General features: G+C 43.8%; 22 protein-coding genes. 15 read left to right on the top strand and 7 right to left on the bottom strand.

Annotated features, from left to right (window positions below; genetic code table 11):
• Positions 1-216 precede the first annotated feature (216 nt).
• Positions 217-456: a DUF2789 domain-containing protein gene (locus tag JFC07_RS08565; protein ID WP_068403769.1), complete on the top strand. Its 240-nt coding sequence runs from the start codon at positions 217-219 to the stop codon at positions 454-456.
• 105 nt (positions 457-561) lie between these two features.
• On the opposite strand, the gene ribF is transcribed toward JFC07_RS08565, so the two are convergent.
• Positions 562-1,575, bottom strand: coding sequence for a riboflavin biosynthesis protein RibF (ribF, locus tag JFC07_RS08570; RefSeq protein ID WP_068403847.1), 1,014 nt, complete (start codon positions 1,573-1,575; stop codon positions 562-564).
• A 253-nt stretch (positions 1,576-1,828) separates the two neighbouring features.
• Between ribF and JFC07_RS08575 the strand changes: the two genes are divergently transcribed.
• Positions 1,829-2,464 (top strand): GNAT family N-acetyltransferase, encoded by a 636-nt coding sequence (locus JFC07_RS08575; RefSeq protein WP_082894233.1) that lies wholly within the window; start codon positions 1,829-1,831, stop codon positions 2,462-2,464.
• A gap of 81 nt (positions 2,465-2,545) precedes the next feature.
• On the opposite strand, the gene JFC07_RS08580 is transcribed toward JFC07_RS08575, so the two are convergent.
• From JFC07_RS08580 to ampD, 3 genes are all read right to left on the bottom strand, one after another.
• Positions 2,546-3,202, bottom strand: a complete 657-nt coding sequence (locus JFC07_RS08580; protein WP_068403771.1) for a hypothetical protein — start codon at positions 3,200-3,202, stop codon at positions 2,546-2,548.
• Between the two features lie 143 nt (positions 3,203-3,345).
• On the bottom strand, positions 3,346-4,896 hold the full coding sequence (gene murJ, locus JFC07_RS08585) for a murein biosynthesis integral membrane protein MurJ (protein ID WP_068403772.1): 1,551 nt from the start codon (positions 4,894-4,896) through the stop codon (positions 3,346-3,348).
• A gap of 154 nt (positions 4,897-5,050) precedes the next feature.
• Complete coding sequence (gene ampD, locus JFC07_RS08590) at positions 5,051-5,665, bottom strand: 1,6-anhydro-N-acetylmuramyl-L-alanine amidase AmpD (protein ID WP_068403774.1); 615 nt, start codon at positions 5,663-5,665, stop codon at positions 5,051-5,053.
• Positions 5,666-5,873: 208 nt separating this feature from the next.
• Between ampD and JFC07_RS08595 the strand changes: the two genes are divergently transcribed.
• The 12 genes from JFC07_RS08595 (at position 5,874) to lpxC (ending at position 21,606) form a co-directional block, all read left to right on the top strand.
• Positions 5,874-8,135, top strand: coding sequence for an Lnb N-terminal periplasmic domain-containing protein (locus tag JFC07_RS08595; protein WP_227514908.1), 2,262 nt, complete (start codon positions 5,874-5,876; stop codon positions 8,133-8,135).
• An 81-nt stretch (positions 8,136-8,216) separates the two neighbouring features.
• Positions 8,217-9,074: an NAD-dependent epimerase/dehydratase family protein gene (locus JFC07_RS08600; protein WP_068403776.1), complete on the top strand. Its 858-nt coding sequence runs from the start codon at positions 8,217-8,219 to the stop codon at positions 9,072-9,074.
• 61 nt (positions 9,075-9,135) lie between these two features.
• Positions 9,136-10,122 carry a hypothetical protein gene (locus JFC07_RS08605; protein WP_068403778.1) on the top strand — a complete coding sequence of 329 codons (987 nt, stop codon included), beginning with the start codon at positions 9,136-9,138 and terminating at the stop codon, positions 10,120-10,122.
• A 76-nt stretch (positions 10,123-10,198) separates the two neighbouring features.
• Positions 10,199-10,930, top strand: coding sequence for an orotate phosphoribosyltransferase (gene pyrE, locus JFC07_RS08610; RefSeq protein ID WP_068403780.1), 732 nt, complete (start codon positions 10,199-10,201; stop codon positions 10,928-10,930).
• 134 nt (positions 10,931-11,064) lie between these two features.
• Positions 11,065-12,036, top strand: a complete 972-nt coding sequence (gene gshB / locus JFC07_RS08615) for a glutathione synthase (protein WP_068403781.1) — start codon at positions 11,065-11,067, stop codon at positions 12,034-12,036.
• 400 nt (positions 12,037-12,436) lie between these two features.
• Positions 12,437-13,522 (top strand): undecaprenyldiphospho-muramoylpentapeptide beta-N-acetylglucosaminyltransferase, encoded by a 1,086-nt coding sequence (gene murG / locus JFC07_RS08620; protein WP_068403783.1) that lies wholly within the window; start codon positions 12,437-12,439, stop codon positions 13,520-13,522.
• A gap of 77 nt (positions 13,523-13,599) precedes the next feature.
• On the top strand, positions 13,600-15,057 hold the full coding sequence (gene murC / locus JFC07_RS08625) for a UDP-N-acetylmuramate--L-alanine ligase (protein WP_068403785.1): 1,458 nt from the start codon (positions 13,600-13,602) through the stop codon (positions 15,055-15,057).
• A gap of 11 nt (positions 15,058-15,068) precedes the next feature.
• Complete coding sequence (locus JFC07_RS08630; RefSeq protein ID WP_227514909.1) at positions 15,069-16,190, top strand: D-alanine--D-alanine ligase; 1,122 nt, start codon at positions 15,069-15,071, stop codon at positions 16,188-16,190.
• A gap of 479 nt (positions 16,191-16,669) precedes the next feature.
• Positions 16,670-17,467 carry a cell division protein FtsQ/DivIB gene (locus JFC07_RS08635; RefSeq protein ID WP_068403787.1) on the top strand — a complete coding sequence of 266 codons (798 nt, stop codon included), beginning with the start codon at positions 16,670-16,672 and terminating at the stop codon, positions 17,465-17,467.
• A 195-nt stretch (positions 17,468-17,662) separates the two neighbouring features.
• The gene (gene ftsA / locus JFC07_RS08640; protein WP_197488851.1) at positions 17,663-18,955 is read left to right on the top strand and encodes a cell division protein FtsA; all 1,293 of its coding nucleotides are present in this window, start codon (positions 17,663-17,665) and stop codon (positions 18,953-18,955) included.
• 242 nt (positions 18,956-19,197) lie between these two features.
• Positions 19,198-20,394 carry a cell division protein FtsZ gene (gene ftsZ / locus JFC07_RS08645; protein WP_068403791.1) on the top strand — a complete coding sequence of 399 codons (1,197 nt, stop codon included), beginning with the start codon at positions 19,198-19,200 and terminating at the stop codon, positions 20,392-20,394.
• Between the two features lie 294 nt (positions 20,395-20,688).
• Positions 20,689-21,606 carry a UDP-3-O-acyl-N-acetylglucosamine deacetylase gene (lpxC, locus tag JFC07_RS08650; RefSeq protein ID WP_068403793.1) on the top strand — a complete coding sequence of 306 codons (918 nt, stop codon included), beginning with the start codon at positions 20,689-20,691 and terminating at the stop codon, positions 21,604-21,606.
• A 298-nt stretch (positions 21,607-21,904) separates the two neighbouring features.
• Here the strand turns inward: lpxC and JFC07_RS08655 are convergent, their stop codons facing one another.
• Positions 21,905-22,420 carry a hypothetical protein gene (locus JFC07_RS08655; protein WP_068403795.1) on the bottom strand — a complete coding sequence of 172 codons (516 nt, stop codon included), beginning with the start codon at positions 22,418-22,420 and terminating at the stop codon, positions 21,905-21,907.
• Positions 22,421-22,584: 164 nt separating this feature from the next.
• Between JFC07_RS08655 and JFC07_RS08660 the strand changes: the two genes are divergently transcribed.
• Complete coding sequence (locus tag JFC07_RS08660) at positions 22,585-23,310, top strand: CHAP domain-containing protein (protein WP_068403797.1); 726 nt, start codon at positions 22,585-22,587, stop codon at positions 23,308-23,310.
• 125 nt (positions 23,311-23,435) lie between these two features.
• Here JFC07_RS08660 and JFC07_RS08665 read toward each other — a convergent pair whose 3' ends face one another.
• The gene (locus JFC07_RS08665) at positions 23,436-24,266 is read right to left on the bottom strand and encodes a DOMON domain-containing protein (protein WP_068403799.1); all 831 of its coding nucleotides are present in this window, start codon (positions 24,264-24,266) and stop codon (positions 23,436-23,438) included.
• A gap of 158 nt (positions 24,267-24,424) precedes the next feature.
• Positions 24,425-24,736: a YhbY family RNA-binding protein gene (locus tag JFC07_RS08670; protein WP_068403801.1), complete on the bottom strand. Its 312-nt coding sequence runs from the start codon at positions 24,734-24,736 to the stop codon at positions 24,425-24,427.
• Positions 24,737-24,943: the final 207 nt, after the last annotated feature.

Raw genomic sequence — 24,943 nt, forward strand, 5'->3', positions numbered from 1 at the left:
AAACCACAAAAATATCCCAAAAAAAATACCAGTCAGCGTTAACTGACTGGCATTACTCTTATTAGAGGGCTTTTTTGTGGCTTAAATAATAGACAATACAATTGATAACGTTAGCTAAACGTTGATTTACAGCTATTCAAATAAAGCTTGCTACAATAAAGTGGTAAATCCAAACAATAAACACAATTAAATCTGTATCATTTAAGGAGAAAAGGTATGTTGGGTGAACCTGAATATAGTATGAATGAACTTTTTGCGCAATTAGGGCTGGATAGCTCGGACGAAGCAATAGATGCATTTATTGAAAAGAATCAATTAGCCAAAGAAGAAGAGCTCACCGATGCGCATATTTGGAACGACAATCAACGCGCTTTTTTAAAAGAAGAATGGTTTAAGGATGCCGCTTGGGTAGAGACTATTGACGAATTAAATGTACGTCTGCACCCTGACGCCTAAAAACAATAAAGTATAGACATAAAAAGTAGTACCGTAAATAAAACCCACAAACGTTATGAACGCTGTGGGTTTTTTATTATCGGTCTGATAATGATAGCTATCTATTTAATCAGGCTGCTGGGCACGCCATTCGAGTAAATCAATCACGTCATTATGAATGCCTGCTTTTAACGCCTCTAAACTTTCATAATGGCGCTCACCATGCAAATAATGCAAAAAGCGTACCTGCAAGGTTAAGCCGTATAAGTCTGCTTGCAGCTTAGGAAAGTGTACTTCTAAGCGCCAATCATGTTCTTTATCTACCGACGGTCTGATACCAAGATTGGCAGTACCAAATAAGCTATGCGGACGTAGACCTTTCACCCCTGGATTTTCATTATCAGTGAGTGCGGTTAGACCATTTGGTATGACATTGCCATTGTCATCGAGACTAACAACATCGACAGCAAAAATACCATGTAAGGCAGGTTTGATGCGTTTTAAATCGACATTGGCAGTGGGGAAGTCCATGGTACGACCGATTTTATCACCACCAATGACGACGCCTGTCATCGCATAGTCGCGTCCCAGTAGGGCGTTAGCTGCGTCAATATCGCCAGCCATCAATAAGTCTCGGATACGCGTCGAGCTAATGCGCGCGCCTTTACCTTTATCGTCGATAACGGTGTGCAGATTGGTCACATCTAAGCCATAATCGCGTAGAAACTGACTGTCACCAGTACGGTCATGACCAAATTTAAAGTCATCACCCAATACCAAAGCTTGGACGTTTAAGCGCAGTGCCAAAATATCGGCGAATGCCTGCGCTGATAGGGAGCGAAAATCGCTATCGAAGCTGGCGACAATTAGTGTCTCGATGCCGTATTCTGCCAGTAAAGCTTGCTTTTCGGCAAGGTTGGTGAGGCGAGCAGGCGCGGTCGCTGGCGCAAAGAACTCACGCGGCTGTGGCTCAAATATCATGACAGCTGAGCCAAGATTTTGCGCTTTGGCAAGCTCACGCACTTGCGACAGCATCGCTTGATGACCTAAATGGACGCCATCAAAGTTACCGATAGTCAGTACGCAGGGCGGCAACGCTACTGGGATAGTATTGGCCGGTAAAGCGTTTGGCGACGCCATCAGTTGCTCAAGAAAATAGGTGTTCATAAATGTCAGCTATGATAGATAAGACCAATAAAAAATGAAAAACACACTGCGATTAAAACAAACTTTTAAAACAGATGTGTTTAAAAGCAGCCATTATAAAGTAAAATAGCCCTACTAACATCCTATAGTCTGTTGTTAATCAAACAACCATGCTAACAGCTAAACGTCTATTAATCACTTATCCCTATTTTTATTATTATCTATGAATATTCATGATGGAAACGCTATGCCTGCTGCTATCTCTACGACGGATTATGATAATGGCTATGACTCTATACAGCCTACATCATCCGTCTATAAACTTAACGAGCGCTTTATAGTGCAGCGTGCCATTCAAGACGACTTACCCGCAATTTTAGCCATTTATAACCAAAGTATCGCCGGCAAGCAAGCAACCGCCAATCTCACACCCGTGACTTGCGCAGAGCGGCAAGATTGGTTTGATGAACATCTAAATAGTGACACGCGGCCGATTTATATTGTTAGAGCTGTGCTTGAAGATGCAGATATGAGTGTCGAAAAAATGGTTTTGCCAATCGTCGCTTGGGGTAGCTTTAGCGATTTGTATACACGGCCCGCTTATCATATCAGCACGGAGATTAGTATCTACTTGCATCAAGAGCATCATGGTCAAGGATTGGGCAGCTTATTGACCCGCTGGATGCTGACGCAAGCGCCGAGCTTAGGTATCCATAACGTGGTTGCGCTTATCTTTGCCCATAATCAGCCAAGCTTAGGATTGTTCCGTAAACTTGGCTTTGAGCAGTGGGGCTATATGCCAAAGGTTTGCGATATGCAGGGATTTATCGCCGATGTCGTGATGCTTGGTAAAGCGGTCATTGCCGATAGTAATGATCAATGAAGATAGCGATGACTAATAAAAATAGTAATGACCAGTAATAACGCCAAATGAAGCAAGGTTAGAGAATGGCAGCTAGATGCCTTATCCTAAAATCTTCCATTTGCCGTCGATTTTTTGTAGCTCATAAGTCAATGGCGCAGGCTTACTTTGACCTCTTAACATAATCTCACCCATGATGGTGGCACGGGTTTTATCATCGTTGTATTTAGTATCAGTAAAAGTCACCCCATCAACGGTTTGCTGAAACGCGGATTGCGTTTTGGCAAGCTCTTCCTCAAAGTTTGTCATATCAACTTTATAATACGTTGCAGCTTGTTTGGCGTCGCCATAATACAAACTGTCTAACGCTTTTTTAACCGTATCTTCTGGCGTGCCATTTTGAGTTGGATTGGTCACCAAGCTTTTTTGCTTAGCGTCATCGTTCACTGAGGCCACTGGATTGATAGTATCGCTCGTGATGATGGTTTTATCTTGAGTGCTATCTGTTACTTGCGCATCTTCACTCATATTATCCGTACCCACTGATTTTGCTTCGTCAGTCACAGTGTCATTAGATGTTTCAGCGATTGCTGTAGTGTCTTCATTATTATTGACAGCAGTCTCAGTGTCGCCCTTATCATTATTGCTACAACCACTTAAAAGTAGTCCAGTAGACAAGATGCCAACAGTCAGTAGGCTTGGTAAGCGTGACAAGGTTGTTGATAAAGCTGTCTGTGAAGCTGATGATTTAATCGTCATGTTAGTCCCCAAAATTATGTATTTAGTAGTAATTATGGCAACTATCAGCCGCATTCACTGTCAATTCTCATACCTAGCTTGTTTTGGTTTGGTAAGTTACAGCCCTACTCAGGGCTTAACAATAAATGCTTAATAATAAGTGCTTAACCATGCTTTAGCTGGCGCGGCCGGAAACCTGTTGCTAGTAGCACGACGCCATAAACCACCGCACCAACGACGCACATAATCAGCAGCGCAACGATACGTTTCCACTGCGCATCATTGGTTGGGAAATAGGGCAGCATGACATAAAGCACCGCAACCATAGAGGCGGTAGAAAGCCCAAACTGGCCAAACAGCTTTTTCCAATGACTGCCAAAGCGGAAAATCTCGCGCTTATGCAAGAAGTAATATAACAAGCCTGCGTTCACAAATGCCGCACCCGTCGTTGCCAATGCCAAACCACCATGTAGCGGCATATCTAAGAAATAAAAGATACCGATAAAAATCACACTAAAAATCATATTGGCAAAGACGGAGATAATACCGATTCTGACTGGCGTTCTGGTGTCTTGACGGGCAAAAAAGGCGGGCGCGAAGATTTTAATTAACATAAAACCTAAGATGCCGCCTGCCATGCTTTTTAGCGCCAGTGAGCTCATTTGTGCATCGCGTAGGGTAAATTCGCCACGTAAAAACAGCGCTTGCATGAGTACGTCAGAGAGTATAAACAGTGCTGCCGATGCCGGTACGCCGACCAAAATAATTAAGCGCGCTGCCCAGTCGATGGTCTTTTTGAAGCTGACGTCGTCTTTTTGCGCTTCACTTTTCGATAGACTTGGTAAAATAACCGTACCGATTGCCACCCCAATTAAGCCAAGTGGCAACTCGCTCATACGCTCAGCAGCATATAACCAAGAAACCGAACCGCCAATCATTAATGAGGCAAATACGGTGTTGAGCAGCAAATTAATCTGGGTGACAGAAACGCCAAAAATAGCCGGCAGCATCAATTTCAAAATACGGCGCACGCCTTCGTGTTGAAAGTCTATTTTTGGGGCGACCAGTAGTTTTTGTTGCGAGAGCTGTGGTAGTTGTATCAATAACTGCAATAAACCTGCGATAGCGACGGAATAACCCAGCGCCATAATAGGCACATCAAACATCGGCGCAAACACTAGAGCACCACCAATCATACATAGATTTAGCAAAACAGGCGCAAAGGCGGGCGCGGCAAAACGCCCGTAGCTTTGTAAAATACCGCTGGCAAAAGCGGTCATAGAAATAAACAATAAATAAGGGAAGGTTAGGCGCAGCAATTCAGCAGTGATAGCAAATTTATCGGGCTGATCAGCAAAGCCTGGGGCAAATAAGGTCACTACCCAAGGGGCGATTAATATCACCACGACCGTCAGCATTGATAATACTAGCAATAGCGCCCCTGACGTGCGACTGACTAAAATCTGTACCTGCTCTAAACTATATTTTTCTTTATATTCAGACAGTACAGGAACAAACGCTTGGCTAAAGGCCCCTTCGGCAAATAGGCGGCGTAAAAAGTTGGGAATCTTAAAGGCGACCAAAAAGGCGTCCATCAGACCGCCGGCGCCAAAGACGCCTAACAAGACGACATCACGCACCAAACCTAAGATACGCGACAGCATGGTCATACTACTGACCACCATGGTTGAACGAAATAACCGACTTTTTGCCATGAGAACCTATTTTGCTAATTTGTTTGCTGATGGTTGTTTGCTAATGTAGCATTGTTGAAAAACTGACGGATTATAGCACTTTCATTGTCCTGATAAATGGATTGAATGTGGAATAACATCTGTCGTTTACAGAAATTTTAATAAGAGTGTTTACTCAATCTTGGTTGTAAAGTGATGACTGACTTGCAATATGGCGGGTAACCATCTCTCGCAACTTTGTCCATTCAAAATAATCACCGGGGTCAGTTTTGCGACCGGGCGCGATATCACTATGACCAGTAAGATGCCTACGAGTTTTTGGATAAGCGTCATAGATAGCGACGATAACTTTGGCAAGTGTTTCGTATTGAGCCGCGCTAAAGGACACAAAATCTGAGCCTTCAAGCTCAATGCCAATGCTATAATCATTACATTCAGGGCGACCCAAGTAGCTGGAGCGCCCAGCATGCCACGCGCGTTCGTTAAAATCGACAAACTGGGTAATCGCGCCATCTCGCTCTATAAATAAATGTGCTGAGACTTCTGCACCTTTAATAGTTTGAAAATATGGATGCGCCTCCCAGTCTAATTGATTGGTAAACAAGGCTTTGACATAATGTAGACCGTCAGCATCACAAGCGCCAAACTCATTGGGCGGCAAGCTAATATTGTGAATAACGATAGCATCAATCGCGATATTTTCAGGACGTTTATTAAAGTTGGGCGAGGCAAGCCAAGTCGCAGCGGATAATCGACCGGCATGGATAGTCATTGGCGATGCTATGGACATAATACTCTCTTCTATAATGTGATAATAAGTGCGCAGTAAATACTATTAGTTATATTTTATTATCAATAAATGGCGCATTTAACTAAAAATAACCTTTAAAAAAAGTTGTTTAAAATGTTTTAAGACAGTGATACATCATATCACTCTAATAATTCGATAGAATTCTAACGCGTTACGCGTCTGACCCCTACAGTGCGAGATGTTACTCATGTCCATATATTCAAAATATTCGAACCTTTTGGCGCTAGATTGTACGCCAACAAACACGCCAACAAACATTGGCAGGCGAGCGCATTTGCCGCTTACCATAGCTGGACTGCTACTGACCTCGCAAGCACAGGCGTTTTTGCCAACGCCCGCGTCTCTTGTGACGACAGGGGAGTTGGCGCTGGATGCCAATGAAACTATTGATAGCAACTTGGTCACTACATCACAAAATGCTGAGCCAATATTATCGACTTATACGAAGCCCATTGTTGCCAAAGCAAATGCCGAAACAAATAATATCATCGAAGAAAGTCACAGCCCAAAGATAGAGGTAGCTTCTTCTACATCTCATACTAAAAATATTAATAACGCCGATACAGAGCAGCTATTAGCATCATGGCGCGCGCACGCACAAGTAAAAAATCTTGCCCAACATATAACATGGCGACGGTTATTATATTTCTTTGATGATCAAAGGAATCTAATCGGCAAGAAAAAAGACAGCAGTATCGTTGATGATGATGCATTTTACTTAAGTAAAAATGGACAGCATGATTCAGCGGCCGAGCTTGATGCCTTGCTCGTTGCCCTTGCTGACGAAATGGCTACGACTCCGGATAATAGGACTGCTAATAGCAAGCTTTCTAATCCTACCGCTCAAAATTCAGTACAAAGCTCAGTACTATGCCGTTTTCCCGCGCGCGTACAATGGCTGACTGATACACTCAATATCGACAAAAGCGGCTTGCAAACCGACTGTCCAGAGCTGAATGACTGGATGCAAAAGCTGGCACCTGAGCAGCTGTCTATTATGTTTGCACAAGAATATTTAGACAATCCTATTTCAGCCTTTGCTCATACATTATTGCGTATTGACTCTAAAGCCAGCGTTGCCGATCCAAGCCAAATTCATCATGCGGTTGCGTTAAATTATACGGTAGGTGGCGACTCAAGCGATAACTTTTTGGTCTATGCCATCAAATCGATGAGCGGTGGTTATGACAATTTGATTGAAATTGACCCATATCCGGAGAAGCTGGCGAAATACCTGCAAGAAGATGAGCGCGATGCGTGGACCTATCAATTGGATTTGACCCCAGCGGAAGTGCAGCAAATTATGCTGCATGTTTGGGAGATCAAGGATTTGAAGTTGCCATATTACTTTACCACTGATAACTGTGCGTCTGAGATTTTACGCTTGATTGATGTAGTACGCCCGCAGCAGCATTTATTAAGCCGCCTGCCTTATGCGGTTATTCCCTCAGATGTCGTGCAATTGCTCGATAGCGAAAATCTACTTGCCAGCACCAATTATACGCCCGCCGATAGCACCTTGCGTCAAGCGCAGTTAAACAAGGTTAAAGAGCAGCGTGCGCAATTGGGCTATCATAATAGTGCTAAGCAGACGCTGAATGAGATTAAATCTGCTCAGTCTAATGCTGTCTCAAGCATAGCCGCTGACGGTCAGACATTGCTCCCACGGCTTATTACAGTAGCGGATAACAATCCGATAGACAGACATCCCTTGCAACTGGGATTTATCGGGCTAGGGCAGCGCGGTGATAATAATTATATTGATTTAGGCGTGCGCGCAGGTTATCACGATACCCTTGACCGTCCGTCAGGTTTCCCGCAGTTCTTTGATTTAGAAGGCGCGGCTGCAACCTTGCGTCTGTATGACAGCGATAATGATAAGGCCAATCATCCAAGTAGTGTGGTCTTGCAAAATGTGACCTTGGTGCGCGGTCGCTCGTTCAATCCAGTCAATTCTGCCAAAAAAGGTAAAACCTGGGGCGCAAGTATCGAAGCGACACGCGTAAATGACGGCTCACAGCAAGAGGGTAGCGATCATTTAGTCGGCAGTTTGGGCTATGAGACGGGTTGGTCATGGGCGTTTGGCACCCCTAGCGCGGGCACAGGCGAGATGCCGCCGCAGCTATGCTATACATTCTTGGCAGGTACGGCGCAAGCAGGCCGCGGTATTAATAAAGGCTATCGTGTCGGCGCAGGCGTCAATGCTGGTTGCCGTTATCAGATTAACAATCAGTTACGTGCGCAGGCTGAATTGCAACTGCCATATTGGTATCATGGCAGCAGCGACGAGTCTAATGCCCGTGGGCATTATTGGCAGCCGATATCGACGTTAGGGCTGCAATACGATATTGATAAAAAACAAGCGTTACGTATCAATGCCAACTACGAATGGCAAGATCGTATCGATGCCAAAGAAGACATACAGCTGTCGTATAGACGCTATTTTTAGCATCTTTTATGAAAAGCCGTTTTATTAATAAAGGTTTTAATAGACAGTCCTCACAAGCAGTTATCGAACAAAGGATAAATGATGAGTACGCAAAATTTACTAATTATTGGTCAAGGTGATATCGGCTTACCCGTCACCAATAAGCTCGCTCAAGACGGCCTAAACGTCATGGGGCTGGCACGCCGTGAGCGTCATCATTATGATATCCATGATTCAGCTAAGTTTTTGCAAGCCGATGCGTTAACGCTCAGCGCTGAGCAGCTGCAAGACTTTACTGCGATAGCGATTATCGTCACCCCTGATGACTATTCGACCAGCGGTTATCATGACAGTTACTTAGCCATCAGCCAGCATTTGGCAACATTGGCGGATAAACTAACCAACCTTACGCGCGTTGTTTTTATCTCATCAACGGGTATCTATGGGCAGGATAATGGCGCATGGATTGATGAAAATACCGCCCCTGTAACGCCAGAGCGTGAAGCTTCGCAAGTGATATTGCAAGCAGAACAAGTATTGCAACAAGGTTTCGGTAATAAGGCGATTATCATTCGCCCGAGTGGTATTTATGGACGCGAGCGCCTGATGCGGCTGTGTAAAGCCCGCGAGGAACAAAAAGAGCCAGTGGCAGCAGCGCACTGGAGCAATCGCATTATGGATCGTGATTTGGTTACTATTATTGCCAATGTCATGACCATAGGCACGCCAAAACCACTTTATATCGCTACTGATTATGCACCAGTCACCACTTTTGAGCTGAGCACTTGGTTAAGTGAACAAATAGATGCAAAGCCGCCTGCTATGGATAATTCAAAAACGAAAGTAACGGGAAAACGTTTGCATAGCAATATTTCGTTAGCGTGGCTGGACTATCCTGATTGGCAAGCAGGTTATCGAGATATTTTGCAGCATCAAGAGCAAAAACAACATCAAAAGTAAAATGACTGTTTGATTGCTTTTATTTTTACATCTTTTAAATTGGTAAGCCTAGGGAACATCTATGACTCAGCATTCTACTTCTGACGATGGTTTATCCAGTGCTGATTCTATGGCAGAGGAGCAATTTGCAGAAGGTTATGCTGAGCAGTCCGCTCATTTAGCAAATAGTCAGCAGCCGGCGATTGTCCATCCTAATTTTGATCCTAAGCGTTTGCCACTCGATCCTGCTCGGCCATTGACTGATATTCCAGAGCCTGCGCGGCGCTTAAATGGTCAGCTGCGCCGCTTATATGGCAGCTCGGCACGTTTTTATCAGCCTAAGACGGACCGCTTATCGAAATGGGCGCTAGTGGCTTCAGAAGCATTGGCCGAGCATTTATCACTGCTCAGTGCGGCAAAGCTGATTGAGTTGCCCGAGAGTTTTTATCACAATCATAGCGATCAGCCGTTATTATCGCCATTGACTGATATGACGTTGCTTGATATGGCAGATATTCAGCGCGCGCTACAGGCATACCCAAAGCTGACACGTTATGGGTTTGCGAGTGTCGATAGCATAAATATTGATAATAATATTAATAAGCCTTTAAAGACAGAATCCCTACGAGCATTGACCAGACGTTATAATCCTGATGAGCTGCTTAATAGCGTCTATGCTGACGATTGGCAAGTGGTATTGCAGCCGCAGCAATTTGACAGCGGCGCGGGCAGTTTGGCGACCGATATTATGGCTTGTAGTGTCGCCGTCCATGCTTTAAAGCAATGCGGTACGCGCAGAACCATCAATCACAGCTACAGCGCGGCGCAAATTTGTCAGCATCTGCGTAGTTATTTGCTCAGTCAAATAGTGTTTGAGCCCGCACAGCGCCATGCTTATCGTCAAGTGCGCTTATTTACGGGGCATATTATCGTTGCTGCCTATCATTTAGGCTGGGACATACAAGTCAGTCACGATGGGCAATGCTACTTTACTATCTCATCGCGCTGCGGATTATTGACGCGTTATGCGAATATGCAAGATTATGATATCAACGGTTGGTCAAGTTAAGCCGACGCGACTATAATGCCTTGCACAACTTTTTGATTGTTCAATTTTCATTTTTCTTTGCTGATAGGAAGACCCTATGCTGAATGCCGCCACGCTTAATAACGCTCAACATGCACAAAACGCCTCATTTTCATCGCATCAATTTATCCAATTGGCTTTAGACAATCAGGTCTTAAAATTTGGCGAGTTTGTGCTTAAGTCTGGACGTATTAGTCCATACTTTTTTAATGCAGGTTTGCTGGCGTCAGGTGAGATGTTATCGTTATTAGCCCGTGGTTATGCCGATGCCTTAGCGGAAAAGATGGCTGAACAAATGGCAGCTAGTGATAATGGTACAAATGAGCAAGAGCTGGTCATTTTTGGAGCGGCTTATAAAGGCATACCCTTTGTCGCCGCAACCGCACAAGCGTTATGGCTACACCATGGCATCAATGCTAAATGGGGCTATAACCGTAAAGAAGCCAAAACCCATGGCGAAGGTGGTAATTTAGTCGGCGCTGATGTCAGTGGCAAGGCCGTCTGGGTGCTTGATGATGTGATTACCGCTGGTACGGCAATGCGCGAAGTGGTTGAGATTTTGGAGCAAGCGGGCGCCAGGGTGGCTGGTATTATCGTTGCGCTTGACCGTAAAGAAAAAGGTTTAGCGGAGCGCTCTGCTATTCAAGAGTTGGCAGAAACCCTAGACGTGCCGGTACGTGCCTTGGTCGATATTGACGATTTAATCAGCTACTTAGCAGGAAGTAGCACAGATAAAGATGCTGCCCAGCTTGCAAAAATGCAGCATTACCGCGCCCAGTACGGCGTATAATTTATCGCAAATGTGGCTGCACTCAGGTCATGTTTAAATAAAGTTTAAGTGACATTTGAGCCATACGCTATGTCCTCAATGTCTTTGAGATGTTTGCTTAAATAATTAATACTATAACGAAAGTGAGCCTTATCATGAGCCAAGAACAACAAAAAAAATCGTTAAAAATACTGGTCATTATGGATCCAATTGAGCTGGTCAATTATAAAAAAGATACCACGCTGGCGATGATGTGGTCGGCGCAAGACCGTGGGCACAGCCTTGGCTACTGTCAGATTCATGATTTATGGCTAGACCGTGGGCAATTGATGGTCGATAGCCAGCCGGTGACAGTCAAGCGTGACCCCGAGGATTTTTATGCGTTAGGGGATAAAGCGACAGCGCCAGTCAGCGACTATGATGTGATTTTGATGCGTAAAGATCCGCCGTTTGACATGCGCTTTATTTATGCCACTTATATGCTTGATCATGCTAAAGCCGCAGGCGTGTTGGTGGTGAATGACCCACAAGCGATTCGTGATTGTAATGAGAAGCTGTTTGCGACGTGGTTTAGCGATTATATGAGCCCAACGATTGTGACCAGTAAACAGGCGCATATTCGTCAATTTATCGCTGAGCAGCAAGACGTTATCGTTAAGCCATTAGATGGTATGGGCGGTACGGGCATCTTCCGTTTGACCGCTGACAGTCCGAATATCGGCGTGACGCTGGAGATTTTAACGGAACTTGAGACGCTACCTATTATGGCGCAGCGTTATTTGCCAGAGATTAAGCAAGGTGATAAGCGTGTGTTAATCGTCGATGGTGAAGTGGTCGATTATAGCTTGGCGCGTATCCCGGTAAAAGGTGAGACGCGCGGAAATCTTGCCGCCGGTGGTAGTGGGGTTGCGATGCCGCTCACCGATATCGAGCGCCAAGTAGCAGAGGTAGTGGCACCGATTGTCAAAGAAAAAGGGCTAATGTTCGTCGGTTTAGACTTAATCGGTGGCCGTATCACTGAAATTAACGTCACCAGTCCAACCTGTGTGCGTGAGATTGATGACCAATGCGGTACTGATATTGCAACTGACTTTATTGTCGCTATCGAGAAAAAACTGGCTGTTTAAGCTATTTATTCTAAAGTATTGGTCTAAATAAAGCCTTTAAACGATAAGTTTAGGCAACGCCGTAAGGATAGAGTAATTTATCACTAAGCTATGTGCACAATACTTAAAAAACAGTGTGCTAAGCTATAATGATAGACCGTATCTCTTAATAGCACTTTTAAAAAGTGATAAAAAATCATGAAAAATGATTTTTTGACCTGTTAAGTGAATTTATAAAAGCCAAGCCGCGATGAATCACGGCTTGGATTTTTATTATTCATACGGCACAAAATGCTGTCTATCCGGCAGCGATTTACACTATACTATGCGGGCTTTTATAAGGCTGTTTTGGTTCGATAGATAGCGCAATCAAAAGATAATAAGTCTTTCATATACATAAAGAAAAGATAGGCAGACGTTCATGAAAACACCGCATATATTAATGATGGCTGCGGGGACAGGCGGGCATGTATTTCCAGCGCTAGCAGTTAGCGAAGAATTGACCAAGCGCGGCGCTGTTATTCACTGGCTGGGTACGCCACATGGCATGGAAAATCGCTTGGTTGCACCGACTGGCTATCCTTTTCATGCGATTGATATGCAAGGGCTGCGCGGTAAAGGCGTAGGGCGCTTGCTTAAGTTACCGGTTAATTTGTTGTCAGCGACGATGGCGGCGATCAAAGTCATCCGTGGCAATCAGATTGATGTGGTTGTTGGTTTTGGCGGATATGTCACCGCGCCCGGCGGTATTGCGGCGCGCTTAACCAAAACGCCGCTAATTATCCATGAACAAAATGCCATTGCAGGCATGAGCAATCGCTATTTGGCCAAGATGGCGACCAAGGTCATGCAAGCGTTTGAGAATACCTTTGCGAATAGCCAGCATGATAGCAAGATTGAAACGGTGGGAAATCCCGTGCGCAATGCTATTAGCGGAGTTGCCGAGCCTAGTGTGCGTTACGATGTTAATGATAACTCGCCGCTTAAACTGTTGGTGGTTGGTGGTTCGCTTGGCGCGCAAGTGTTAAATGAGACGCTGCCAAAAGCATTGGCTTTGCTTGACCGTCCGTTTGAGGTGCGTCATCAATGTGGACGCGATAATGAAACCGCTACGCAAGCGGCGTATGATAGTGAAGCGTTAAGCGCTCATCAGTTTACTGTGCAGCCATTCATCGATGATATGGCAGCGGCGTATAATTGGGCTGATATCGTGGTTTGTCGAGCGGGGGCATTGACGGTGACGGAAATTCAAAATGTTGGGATAGCGGCAATATTTGTCCCGCTACCAAGCGCCGTTGATGATCATCAGACCGCCAATGCGCGCACCTTGACCGAGCACCAAGCAGGGATTTTGTTGCCACAAAGCGAGCTAACTCCTAACAAGCTGAGTAATGAGCTCAATATGCTAGATAGACGCGCTTGTTTGGAAATGGCAGAAAAAGGCCATGCGCTTGCCAATCGTCAAGCTTGTCAGCGAGTTGCCGATATTATCTGGCAAGCGTTATAAAAACTGATTGTTTTGTTTATTATTTTTATTACTTATTATTAACCAAATTTGTTCGTCTTCAATAAAGAGAAAACCCTATGCCGACCTCTGCTAAATCTTTAACCAAACGTTTGATTGAAATACCAGAAATGCGCCGTATCCAGCATTTGCATTTTGTTGGCATTGGTGGCTCGGGGATGTGTGGTATCGCTGAAGTGATGAACAATCAAGGTTATACAGTCAGTGGTTCGGATATTGCTGAAAGCTTGGTGACGAAGCGCCTAGCACAGATTGGTATTGATATCGCGATTGGGCATGATTCCAAAAATATCGCCAATGCCGATGTCATCGTCGTCTCATCTGCCATCGACCGTAGCAACCCTGAAGTAAAGGCAGCGCTTGAAGCGCGTCTGCCTGTGGTACGCCGTGCAGATATGCTCGGCGAGTTGATGCGCTATCGTCATGGTATCGCTGTAGCGGGCGCGCATGGTAAAACCACCACCACCAGTCTGCTGACGACGATGATGGCAGAAGGTAAGCTCGATCCGACTTATGTCATTGGTGGTAAATTAAATGCTTCTGGTAAAAATGCCGCGCTTGGTAGCAGCCGTTATTTAATTGCCGAAGCCGATGAATCTGATGCGTCGTTTTTAACTTTGCATCCGATGGCGGCGATTGTCACCAATATTGATCAAGACCATATGGAAACCTATGGCAACAGTTTTGATAAATTAAAAGCCGCTTATATCCAGTTTTTACAAAATATGCCGTTTTATGGTTTAGCGGTGGTCTGCGGTGACGACCCTGAATTGTACGCTATGATTGATGACATCGGGCGTCCGGTATTAACCTTTGGGCTTGAGCCGTTTAACGATGTACAGGCGGTTGATTTGGTCAGCGAAGGTACAAAAACTCACTTTACCGTGCTACGCCGTGATCGCGAGCCATTACGTCTGACTTTGAATATCCCCGGTGTACACAACGTTTATAATGCACTGGCTGCTATTACCATGGCAACCGACGAAGGCGTCGACGATGAAGCAATTACCCGCGCCCTACAAAAATTTGCCGGTGTCGGTCGCCGCTTTGAGCAGCAAGCGTCTGTAGAGATAGACGATGGTAACGTCTTGCTGATTGATGATTATGGTCACCATCCAAGAGAAGTCGATGCCACTATAAAAGCGGCGCGTCAAAGCTTCCCTGAGCGCCGCTTAGTCATGATGTTCCAGCCGCACCGCTATAGCCGTACGCGTGATTGCTTTGATGATTTTGTCGAAGTGCTTTCAAGCGTTGATGAGTTGTTGTTATTGGACGTTTATCCTGCTGGTGAAACTCCGATTGCGGGCGCTGATACCAAAGCCTTGGCACGCAGTATCCGTTTGCGCGGCGCCGTTGAGCCAACGATTATCGATAAAGCTAATATCGCCCCGGTCATGCAGCGTTTGCTCAAAGCCAATGACATGCTAATCACCCAAGGGGCAGGAAATGTCGGACAAATAGCAGTCGAATTGGCCGCTAATAATCTATATATCAAACAAGCCGCAAAAGAATTTTAGGAATAAGACTCATGACTATTAATAACCAAGAAAACATTAAACAAGAAAACAATCAGCAAAAAAATGAAAGCAACATTGATAAAAGTATCAATGCAGACGCTAAAGCTACGATTGTCAATCCAGATCTGGCGTTAGCAGCGGCGGCACAAGCACAGCAAGATAATGCTGCAAGTCATGAGCAAAACGATAAGGCCGTTCCTAGCATCGCAAACAGCAAAGTCAAAGACGCCAGTCAGTTTGGTAAAGTTGCCGTCATTTGTGGCGGCAGTAGCAACGAGCGCAGCGTGTCATTAGACAGTGGGGCTGCCGTATTAAAAGCGCTACAAAACCAAGGTGTTGATGCCACTCATTTTGACCCAAAAGATCAAGATATTACCGAGCTACGTAAGTTTGATCGCGTTTTTAATGTCTTGCATGGTCGCGGCGGCGAAGACGGTCTGCTACAAGGCGTGCTGCAATGGTTTAATATTCCGCAAACTGGTTCAGGTATTTTGGCATCAGCGCTTGGAATGGATAAAGTCCGCACCAAGCAGCTTTGGCAAGGCTGCGGCTTATCAACCGCGCCATTTTCATTGTTAACCGCGGATACCGACTGGCAGCAAGTGGTGAATATGCTTGGCTTGCCGCTGATTATCAAACCAGTCCATGAAGGCTCAAGCATTGGTATGACCAAAGTCAATAACCTCGATGAATTGCCTGCCGCTTATGCAACGGCGGTGCAGTGCGGTGACGCGGTGATGGCTGAGCGCTGGATTACTGGGCGCGAATTTACCATTGTTATTATCGATGACGAAGCTTATCCGGTTATTCGCCTTGAGCCTGCTGATATCACCAACTTCTATGATTTTGAAGCCAAATACAATCGTAACGATACCAGCTACTACATACCTTGTGGGCTAAGTACTGCGGATGAAAAGCACTTGCAAGATTTGAGCTTGGCGGCATTCCGTGCTGTCGATGCTAAAGGCTGGGGACGTATTGATGCGATGCAAGACGAAGCAGGCAACTTTTGGCTACTCGAGATTAATACCGTGCCGGGTATGACCAGTCATAGTTTAGTGCCAATGGCTGCCAAAGCTCGCGGTATGGATTTTGATGCTTTATGCTGGCATATTCTAGCGCAAACTTTATAGTTAGGCATTTAGCCACATATAAAATTGTGTGAATGGTTTTTAAATTGACTATATAAGCTCTATTTGATCATAAGTTCTATTTGATCAGCGATATATTTAATCATTAATAGCGCTGTCTAATACAGACAAATGTATCGCTAGCCCTGCTATAACACAGCTTCGTGTAAACTTGTGTAAATTCGTTGTTAGTAGTAAGGGTTAGGCTATTGTTTAAACGTAAAATACGTTAATATTGTAATTATTGGTCTATATTAGTGATATTTATGGTTATTTATGCAAATTTCTTTAAGTTATTCATTAAATAAGAAAAATGTTACGTTTTAATGCGCCTAACTGAGCTTTATCGCTCGTTTTAGACAAATAAATTGATAATATGGCAGTTTCATCGATTGCTGTACCGATTAGCAGATTTACCATTAATAATAAGCACTATTGGCGTTATGCAAATAGTTTAAGCAAAAATAGGGACGACGTGTATTATGACTCAAACTGTCAATGACATCGCTGACTTGATGAGTGATAACACCTCGCGCCCTAAATCTAATTTGCAAATACCCTCTATGCTCAGATATTTTTTCACAGTGTTGGTGTTAGGTTTGCTGGTGCTGATATTGGTCATGGGCGGTAAAGCATTGCGTGATGCACCGCCTGCCGCTATTCATGTCGACGATAGAGGGCTGACCGTAGCGCAATATCGTGCGTTACAACAAGTGATGAACCAACAGAGCGTGAGCAGTTTTTTTACCTCTGATTTGCAGGCGCTCAGAGATATCTCTACCGGTCTTGCTTGGGTTGACCAAGTCAGTATCAGCCGTGACTGGCAACAAGGTATTGTCGTGAAAGCGCTACCAAAACAGGCCGTGGCAAATTTTGGTACCGAGCGTTTAGTTGATGCGAAAGGCGCGGTTTTTGTGCCGGCTGATAGTAGAGAGCTGACGCAAGAGCAATTTGCGACGCTGCAAGGCGATATAGCGCAAGCGCCAGTTATTATGCAACAGATGCAACAAGTTAACGACTGGTATGCACCGCTCGATATGCAAGTTGAGGATATCATTTTATCGCCAAGAATGACGTGGCTGATTCGCTTTGATAATGGCTTACGTGTTATCGTTGACAATGAAAACACTGCGCAAAAACTGTTGAATTTAAGTCAACTGCTTGGTAATCAATTAAGTAATCGCCGCGATGAAATGCAGTCCGTCGATCTTCGTTATAAAAATGGATTTACTATCGCATGGAATTTGGCGCCCCCAAAAGATGGTGAAACACCGCCATAAAATAGCATCGTAAAATCATACTAAGCAATAAAAATAAAGCACCATAAATTAAGAAAGCAATCGATTTCCAATACCCGTTTGCTTCTTGATAAAGAGAGTTTACTGATAATATGACCGCGTGATCATAACGCATTTTTCAATGATTTAATGGAGACATCATTTGCTCTCCTGTTTAGCGATAATTTGTCTGGTACCATGAAAAATACTGAAAATCTGGTTGTTGTCCATTTAAGTGCCACGGCAGTCTATGTCGTTATTGGTAATGTTGTGTCTGCAAAAGACATACGTATTATGGGTGTGGGGCAAGTTAAAAATAACGACTTCTATCAAGGTCAGATAAAGCATCGCGAACGCTTACAAGGCGCTATCAGACAAGCGATTCAAGAAGCTGAAGACACTGCCAATTGCCGCGTGCATAGCGTTTGGCTGACCTTAGCGACTCCTGAGCTGTTAAGTAAAAACAGTGCCGGAGATGTTAGAGTAGAAGACGAAGTTGTCCGTGCCCAAGATATGGTGCAAGCGTTATCCAATGCTAAGTCACAAGATTTGTCGCCTGATTATTATTTGATGCATTGTTGCCAACAAGGTATTTATATCGACAATCAAGAGTTTATGGTTGACGATGCCATTGACATGGTCGCCCACAATATCACCGTCATGTATCATATGATGATGATGCCTGTCTCTAGCCGTCAGAATATTCAAAAACTTTTGCAAAGCTGTGACGTCGGTATCGACCACATTGTTTTTGATGCGGTGACCAGCGCAGAATATAGCTTGATGCCCGATGAGCGCCAGCAAGGGGTTTGTTTGGTCGATATTGGTGCCAGTACCACCAGTATTTGCGTCTATAAAGAAAATAAGCTGATTTTTACCCATTGTATTGCCACGGGTAGCCATGAAGTGACGATGGACATTTCAGCCGATGTTGGTATCTCAATGATAGAAGCTGAGCGCCTTAAAAAAACGCACGGCACGGTCGATGTCAATAGCGTCGATCCCAGCTCGTTCTTTCTTTTTAAGCCGCAAGGCTCAGGTGACGAGATTAATATCGGTACTTATAATCTAGCGCGCATTATCGAAGCGCGCTATGAGCAAATATTTACCGAAGTGGTACGCCAATTACACGACGCCGACTTGTTAGGCTATATTGATAAAGGGTTGGTACTCTCAGGCGGCGGCAGTTCTATTAAAGGCATGATACCTTTTGCCAAAAAATTGCTAAAAATGCCAGTAGTATTGACCAATACCCATCCTGCGATTAGCGCTTATAATCACTTTGACAATGATGAATCGTTCAAACAGCTGAATATGCAGGTCAATGATCGCGCTTATCAAACCGCATTTGGTACCTTACTATATAGTCAGAGCGAGCAATTTCGTCGTAGTGAAAAAAGTGAGCCAGAAGCGATTCAAAAAAGTCGCGTGAAGGGTGTTTTTCAAAGTGCCGGACAACGTTTTGCCAGTGTACTCAAAAAGATATTATAATTCTGCTGGCAAATTTGCTTCTGTTAAGCGTTAAGCAGAGAAGAGTAAGTCACAGCATAATAAGCAAACAGATTAATAGCAGCACCCTGTACCATAACGGCATACATTGGCAACGCATGACTATTTAAGCCATTGCCCTGTTTTAATTAAATACGTTTATATATAGTAAGTCGATAGCGCGCCCTATGAGTGTGTTACTACGTATCGACCATCACGCTATCTGCAACTGGAGAAATCTTTTTATGTCAAAATACACCATGCCAGATGATAATCAGCTTCAAAGTAACGGCCAGGCAAGCTTCACTGTATTCGGTGTGGGCGGCGGCGGCGGTAATGCGGTTGAGCATATGGTACAACAAGGGATTAGAGGTGTAACATTTGTCTGTGCCAATACCGATAAACAAGCGCTCGATCGTCTTACAGCGCCGCATAAATTGCAGCTTGGTGCCAAAACCAACCGCGGTCTTGGCGCAGGGGCAAACCCAGAAGTCGGCCGTGAAGCGGCAGAAGCAGATGAAGAAGCCATCCGTGCGTTACTCGAGCATTCAGATATGGTGTTCATTACCGCAGGTATGGGCGGTGGTACAGGTACGGGTGCGGCGCCAGTGGTTGCGCGTATTGCCAAAGAAATGGAAGTCTTGACTGTAGCGGTTGTGACGACGCCGTTTAAGTTTGAAGGTGGTAAGCGTATTAAGGCTGCCAAAGCAGGTATTGAGCAGTTGACCAATTTCGTTGACTCAATCATTACGATTCCTAATGATAAGCTTATGAGCGTCTACGGCAACATCTCTATGCAGGATGCTTTCAAAAAGGCCGATGACGTTTTATTGCATGCGGTACAAGGTATTGCAGAAACCATCGCTAGCGAAGGTATGATTAACATTGACTTTAATGACATTCGCACCGCAATGACTGCTAAAGGTCATGCTATGATGGGGATTGGACGTGCTAGTGGCGATGATCGTGCGCGTCAAGCAACCGAAAAAGCCATTAGATCGCCGTTACTTGATGATTTACGTTTAGAGAATGCCAAAGGCTTACTCGTTAACGTTATTTCATCTGAGTCATTATCACTCGATGAGATGAGCAAAATCAGTGTTATCGTTGAAGAAATCACCGATATCGACGATGCCCATATTTTCTACGGCTCTGTTATTGATGAAAAAATGGGTGATGATTTGCATGTGACGGTTATCGCAACGGGTCTGACCTTAGATGAAAATGCGGGTCAAGAGCCTGAAGTCGTGGAGCAGCCAGTACCTTCTGTTAATAGTACCCAGCCTGTTGATCCGAACTTGCATACCAGTGCGCTAAACAGCCAAAAGCAAGCCCAAGCGCAGTATCAAGAAAGCCCCGTACGCGCAAATGTGACGCAAGAACAGCCTAAAACTAAAACCAACAGCATTCAAGACTACCTTAAGCGTCAACAGAATAAATAGTCTTTAACAAAGCAATCGTTAGATAGTTTGGATAAAAAAGCCAGTATTTCGATACTGGCTTTTTTGTTTTTTAAAAAAATAAAAAAATATAAGGTTGATGGTTAATAAATAGGCTTTAGTCATAATTTAGCTAAGATTGAGCATTTGTTACGTTATAAAAATAAACGTTAAAATAATGACGATAAGTGTTATCAATCAAAGAGATAAGCAAATTAACGCTTTTTAGCGCTAGCGAAATAGGGTCGGGTAATGCTACACTATGGCAATTGTAACAAAATATGTGAGAAGACAGCCATGAACCAACGAACCATAAAAACAGCAATAGCCGTTACAGGTACTGGTCTTCATAGTGGTCAACCTGTTGACTTAGAGTTTCATCCGCAGCCTATTAATACTGGCATTATTTTTGAGCGTTCTGATATAGCAGGTAGCGAACCGATTCCTGCCAGTGCCTTTTTGGTACAAGATACCATGATGTCATCGAATCTAGTATTTGGTGGCACGCGTGTGGGTACCGTTGAGCATCTGCTCAGTGCGATAGCAGGGCTTGGGGTTGATAATCTATTAATTCGCGTGTCAGCGTCGGAGATACCGATTATGGACGGTAGCGCCGCGCCATTTGTAGGTTTGCTGCTGCAAGCAGGTTTCTGTGAACAAGAAGCAGCAAAGCGCTTTATTAAAATTGTACGTCCTGTCCGCGTCAAAGTTGACGACAAATGGGCAGAGCTGCGTCCTTATGACGGCTTTGAGTTAAATTTCGAGATTGATTTTGACCATCCTGCTATTAATAAAGATTTTCAGCATGCACAATTGCAGTTCTCGACGCAAAATTTTATTGAACAATTAAGCTCAGCGCGTACTTTTGGTTTTTTACGAGATATCGAGGCTCTACGCCAAAATAACTTGGCGTTAGGTGGCAGTATGGACAATGCGATTGTTATTGATGATGCCAATATTCTTAATGAAGAGGGGCTACGTTTTAATGATGAATTCGTGCGTCATAAAATTCTCGATGCTTTAGGCGATTTATACCTCATTGGCTATCCTATTTTAGGCCGTTTTAATGCTTATAAATCTGGTCATGCATTAAACAACATGTTGGTACGCGAGATATTATCCGATCCTAGTAACTTTGAAATTGTAACTTTTGATGACAATGTAAGTTGTCCTATCGAATATTTACCTTTGAATCGTATAACAGTCGAAGGATAAATACACGAATATACACGAAGTATCGAAACATTTACGCAATATTACATAACTTGGTTATAAGCAGTACTAAATAATATTCATTTAAATAGATATTTTCTCATCTATTTTTGAAAAAATGAGCTACAACTTCGATAGAATAAAAGCTGTAGGAGATAAAAAAATCATCTGTCAGTACGGTTCACATTATGAATCACACTGACAGATGATTTTTTTTGTTTGTAAGATTACAAAAACGCAGCTTTATCCGGGTCGAATATGGGTCTAGTTTACATAACTTTACATAGCAAACCGTACTTTTTTAGGAATTAATTAAGCGCAAAAGTGCATTTTTAAGATTTTTATCGGTGGTGACATGCTCTGCAGCCTGTGATATAGTCCGCTTTGTGTTTTGGCTAAGGGCCTGATTTTCATGGGCTTTACGAGGCTTTGATGAGGTCGCTGATAACGCTTTTGATGATTTAGAATAATTATTATGAGCGGGAATATTGGCTACGACGACGCGAATTTGCTTGAGTTGTTTAAATGTAATCGACTGCTCTGTTAATACCTGCAAATAGGCGTTCTGTAAATAGCGAATATGATTGGCAGCGGTTATCGAGCCCACACTGAGTATAAGTTGCTCAGCGGTTAAGCCCACGACCCAGCAGTTATTGAGGATTTCCTCAGGTAGACAATCTACCAAAAGCTCTTTTACCTCGGTCGTTGCTTGTAGATATAAACGCATATTGTCAGCAAGAGTTTGTGGTAGTGCGCTACCGGCAAAAGCTTGATGATCAATCAGTTTAGCAAGTCGGTTAGGTTGTTTCTTTGACATCGTAAACACTCATCTTCTAGGTGACAGCAGCGATATTCATCATAAACAGCGAGCTTTTGTACTACGGATTTTATCATGTTTATTTCATGGTCATCTTCCCTAAATTAATTCATGCTTTGTCACGGACGGCGAGCAATCCTGTATTTACAATAGGTAGTAAATTTATGAAACAAGCTTTATTAATTTTGTCAGTATTGGGAATGGGTATAGCACAGACGAGTGGTGCTGTCGAAACAACCTTTCAACCAAATAATACCTTGAGTCATACCATTACAAATATCTCTACTTCTGCGAACTACGGTTCAAGTCGCAATATCTATAGCACCAATAGCGGTGCTTATGTTTCTAGCAATGACGAAATCAGCCAAGCGATTGACAATCTTAGTGCGCATGCAAAACAGAAAGAATATCAGCTTGCTTCGCTAACCAGCCGCTTATCTTATGAGCAGCGTCAGCAGCAAGCAAAATCAGTACCTGATCGTTATTCTGCTCCTGCTATCGCCGCCGCCAATGCGTCACGCGTTGCGCGCTCAAGCAGCACAGGTTACTGTGCCCGTTACGTCCGTAAAGCATTACAATCAGCAGGTTACGAGTTTACGCCAAATCCGTCAGCCTATCAGTATGCCTCTCGTGGTACGCTAGCCCAAGCTGGCTTTGCTAAGATTAGTAATAATACACAGCCACAAGTAGGCGATGTTGTGGTTTATGATCGCAGCTCAAAGCATCCGCATGGTCATATTCAAATCTTTGATGGCAATGATTGGGTATCTGACTTCCGCCAGAGTAGCATCAGCCCATATAGCGGTGTATACAGTTATACCACTTGGCGCGATTCTAAATACGTTGACGATGCATCGAACCGCGGTATCTATCTTGCTATGGCTGACTAATCAGCAAGCGTGAAATAACGATTATAGATTTTAGAATTCAGTGTTTTCTCCGAACCCAGTAATGCTCTTGATGGCATTACTGGTTTTTTTTTGCTCTAAAGCATGAGAATAAAAGGTAAATATGATTAAAGAATAGAATGAGGTTTGAGCATTGCCACTTTTTCATCAAATACTGACCAATACTGCGTGTCGTGAAAATCGGGCGGGGCGGCGTGATTGGGCGCGAAATATAACGCCGTCTTACCGAATTTAGTATCAAAGCTTAAAATCACACAAGGATGGATGTATTCAATGCCAATCTCATCGTTGGTAGTCTGTATTTGGGATAATTGGTTTAATGATAAATAAAAGCTACGCTCGAAATGATAAGTTTTAGCGCCAGCTATTAATGGACCATTAAAAGAGGAGGTTGGCATCGAACCCGATTGCAGCGCTGCGTTGTCAGCGGCGTTACTCACTGAGAAGGGAGGAGCTGTCCAATTAATAGAAGCCCGTGTTTGCCCATTTCCTTGTAACAGCGGCGTTGGCGGTAATGTCGCAGGCTTACGATAGTCGGCAAATTGATAAAGCGCATAACGGCCGTCAGGACTGGCGTTAATTTCCATATAAGGATTTGTTTTGTTATTATTTTCATTTATCGAAACGGCGCTGTTTATCAACTTGCCTGCTAAAAAGCACTCAAGACAAGTCTGCTCCCATAAATAATCTGCAAAACCCACTTGTTCAGCTTGCCATGTTGGCCAGTACAATTGCGCTGCTAACGATTTAAGCGGTAACGTGATGCAGTAATCAAGCTGTAATTGCCATTCTGTAGGCTGGGCAATGACAGCCCTATTGACCAAAGTTGCGACCACTTCTATTTGAATGCTTTTTAAGTCTCCTATGGTGACACCTAGCTGCTCGGCATCAGCGGCTAGCGTATCAGTTGCTAAGCATAAATTAAAAATTTGGCTCATAGGTCGATAATATCCAGAGTTTAATAACAGTAGCGCATTATGATACTTGTAGTATTTTATTTAAACTGACTATAAATAGCATAAAAGCCGCGAGCAAATGCAGCGCGGCTTTTATTCAATAAGATAGAACATAAGCTAAAATTAAATAGGTAGCTTATTTATTGGGCGTGACGCGCAAGGTTTGACAGCTTTGGATTGGCGTTTGGGTTTTGACGCAGTAACAGTGCCATACGGCCAATTGAGTGTATCAAAGTCGCATTAGCCGCTGCGGCAAGCTCAGCGCCAATGACATCGCGCTCTTCTTTGCTGCCAGCTGGCAATTTTACTTTGATAAGTTCATGATCGGTCAAAGCACGATCAATCTCTTCAGCGATACTTGGGGTAATGCCTTTATTGCCAATCATAACAATCGGTTTTAGGTCATGACCAATGCCTTTTAGGCGTTTAACGGTAGCGTTATCGAGTTGCATACTATTCCTAGATGTTGGTAAAAATAAAAGCAGGTACTATTGCGAGCAGATAATGACCATTATAGATAATCTATGGTCACCTTGCATGAGATCAGCAGGATTTTGCACGATTTTACGTGATGAAAATGTTAAACTGAAAGTATGAGTACATTATAAACGCTACAGGTTTATAAAGCAGTGTTTTTGCCAAGAGAATTTCGCGGTTAA

The organism is Psychrobacter faecalis, assembly GCF_016107575.1.
Classification (GTDB): Bacteria; Pseudomonadota; Gammaproteobacteria; order Pseudomonadales; family Moraxellaceae; genus Psychrobacter; species Psychrobacter faecalis.

Bases quoted from the DNA above. Each gene is read 5' to 3' on its own strand.
- JFC07_RS08565 (WP_068403769.1), top strand. From the start codon at position 217: ATGTTGGGTGAACCTGAATATAGTATGAATGAACTTTTTGCGCAATTA.
- ribF (WP_068403847.1), bottom strand. From the start codon at position 1,575: ATGGCGTCGCCAAACGCTTTACCGGCCAATACTATCCCAGTAGCGTTG.
- JFC07_RS08575 (WP_082894233.1), top strand. From the start codon at position 1,829: ATGCCTGCTGCTATCTCTACGACGGATTATGATAATGGCTATGACTCT.
- JFC07_RS08580 (WP_068403771.1), bottom strand. From the start codon at position 3,202: ATGACGATTAAATCATCAGCTTCACAGACAGCTTTATCAACAACCTTG.
- murJ (WP_068403772.1), bottom strand. From the start codon at position 4,896: ATGGCAAAAAGTCGGTTATTTCGTTCAACCATGGTGGTCAGTAGTATG.
- ampD (WP_068403774.1), bottom strand. From the start codon at position 5,665: ATGTCCATAGCATCGCCAATGACTATCCATGCCGGTCGATTATCCGCT.
- JFC07_RS08595 (WP_227514908.1), top strand. From the start codon at position 5,874: ATGTCCATATATTCAAAATATTCGAACCTTTTGGCGCTAGATTGTACG.
- JFC07_RS08600 (WP_068403776.1), top strand. From the start codon at position 8,217: ATGAGTACGCAAAATTTACTAATTATTGGTCAAGGTGATATCGGCTTA.
- JFC07_RS08605 (WP_068403778.1), top strand. From the start codon at position 9,136: ATGACTCAGCATTCTACTTCTGACGATGGTTTATCCAGTGCTGATTCT.
- pyrE (WP_068403780.1), top strand. From the start codon at position 10,199: ATGCTGAATGCCGCCACGCTTAATAACGCTCAACATGCACAAAACGCC.
- gshB (WP_068403781.1), top strand. From the start codon at position 11,065: ATGAGCCAAGAACAACAAAAAAAATCGTTAAAAATACTGGTCATTATG.
- murG (WP_068403783.1), top strand. From the start codon at position 12,437: ATGAAAACACCGCATATATTAATGATGGCTGCGGGGACAGGCGGGCAT.
- murC (WP_068403785.1), top strand. From the start codon at position 13,600: ATGCCGACCTCTGCTAAATCTTTAACCAAACGTTTGATTGAAATACCA.
- JFC07_RS08630 (WP_227514909.1), top strand. From the start codon at position 15,069: ATGACTATTAATAACCAAGAAAACATTAAACAAGAAAACAATCAGCAA.
- JFC07_RS08635 (WP_068403787.1), top strand. From the start codon at position 16,670: ATGACTCAAACTGTCAATGACATCGCTGACTTGATGAGTGATAACACC.
- ftsA (WP_197488851.1), top strand. From the start codon at position 17,663: ATGAAAAATACTGAAAATCTGGTTGTTGTCCATTTAAGTGCCACGGCA.
- ftsZ (WP_068403791.1), top strand. From the start codon at position 19,198: ATGTCAAAATACACCATGCCAGATGATAATCAGCTTCAAAGTAACGGC.
- lpxC (WP_068403793.1), top strand. From the start codon at position 20,689: ATGAACCAACGAACCATAAAAACAGCAATAGCCGTTACAGGTACTGGT.
- JFC07_RS08655 (WP_068403795.1), bottom strand. From the start codon at position 22,420: ATGTCAAAGAAACAACCTAACCGACTTGCTAAACTGATTGATCATCAA.
- JFC07_RS08660 (WP_068403797.1), top strand. From the start codon at position 22,585: ATGAAACAAGCTTTATTAATTTTGTCAGTATTGGGAATGGGTATAGCA.
- JFC07_RS08665 (WP_068403799.1), bottom strand. From the start codon at position 24,266: ATGAGCCAAATTTTTAATTTATGCTTAGCAACTGATACGCTAGCCGCT.
- JFC07_RS08670 (WP_068403801.1), bottom strand. From the start codon at position 24,736: ATGCAACTCGATAACGCTACCGTTAAACGCCTAAAAGGCATTGGTCAT.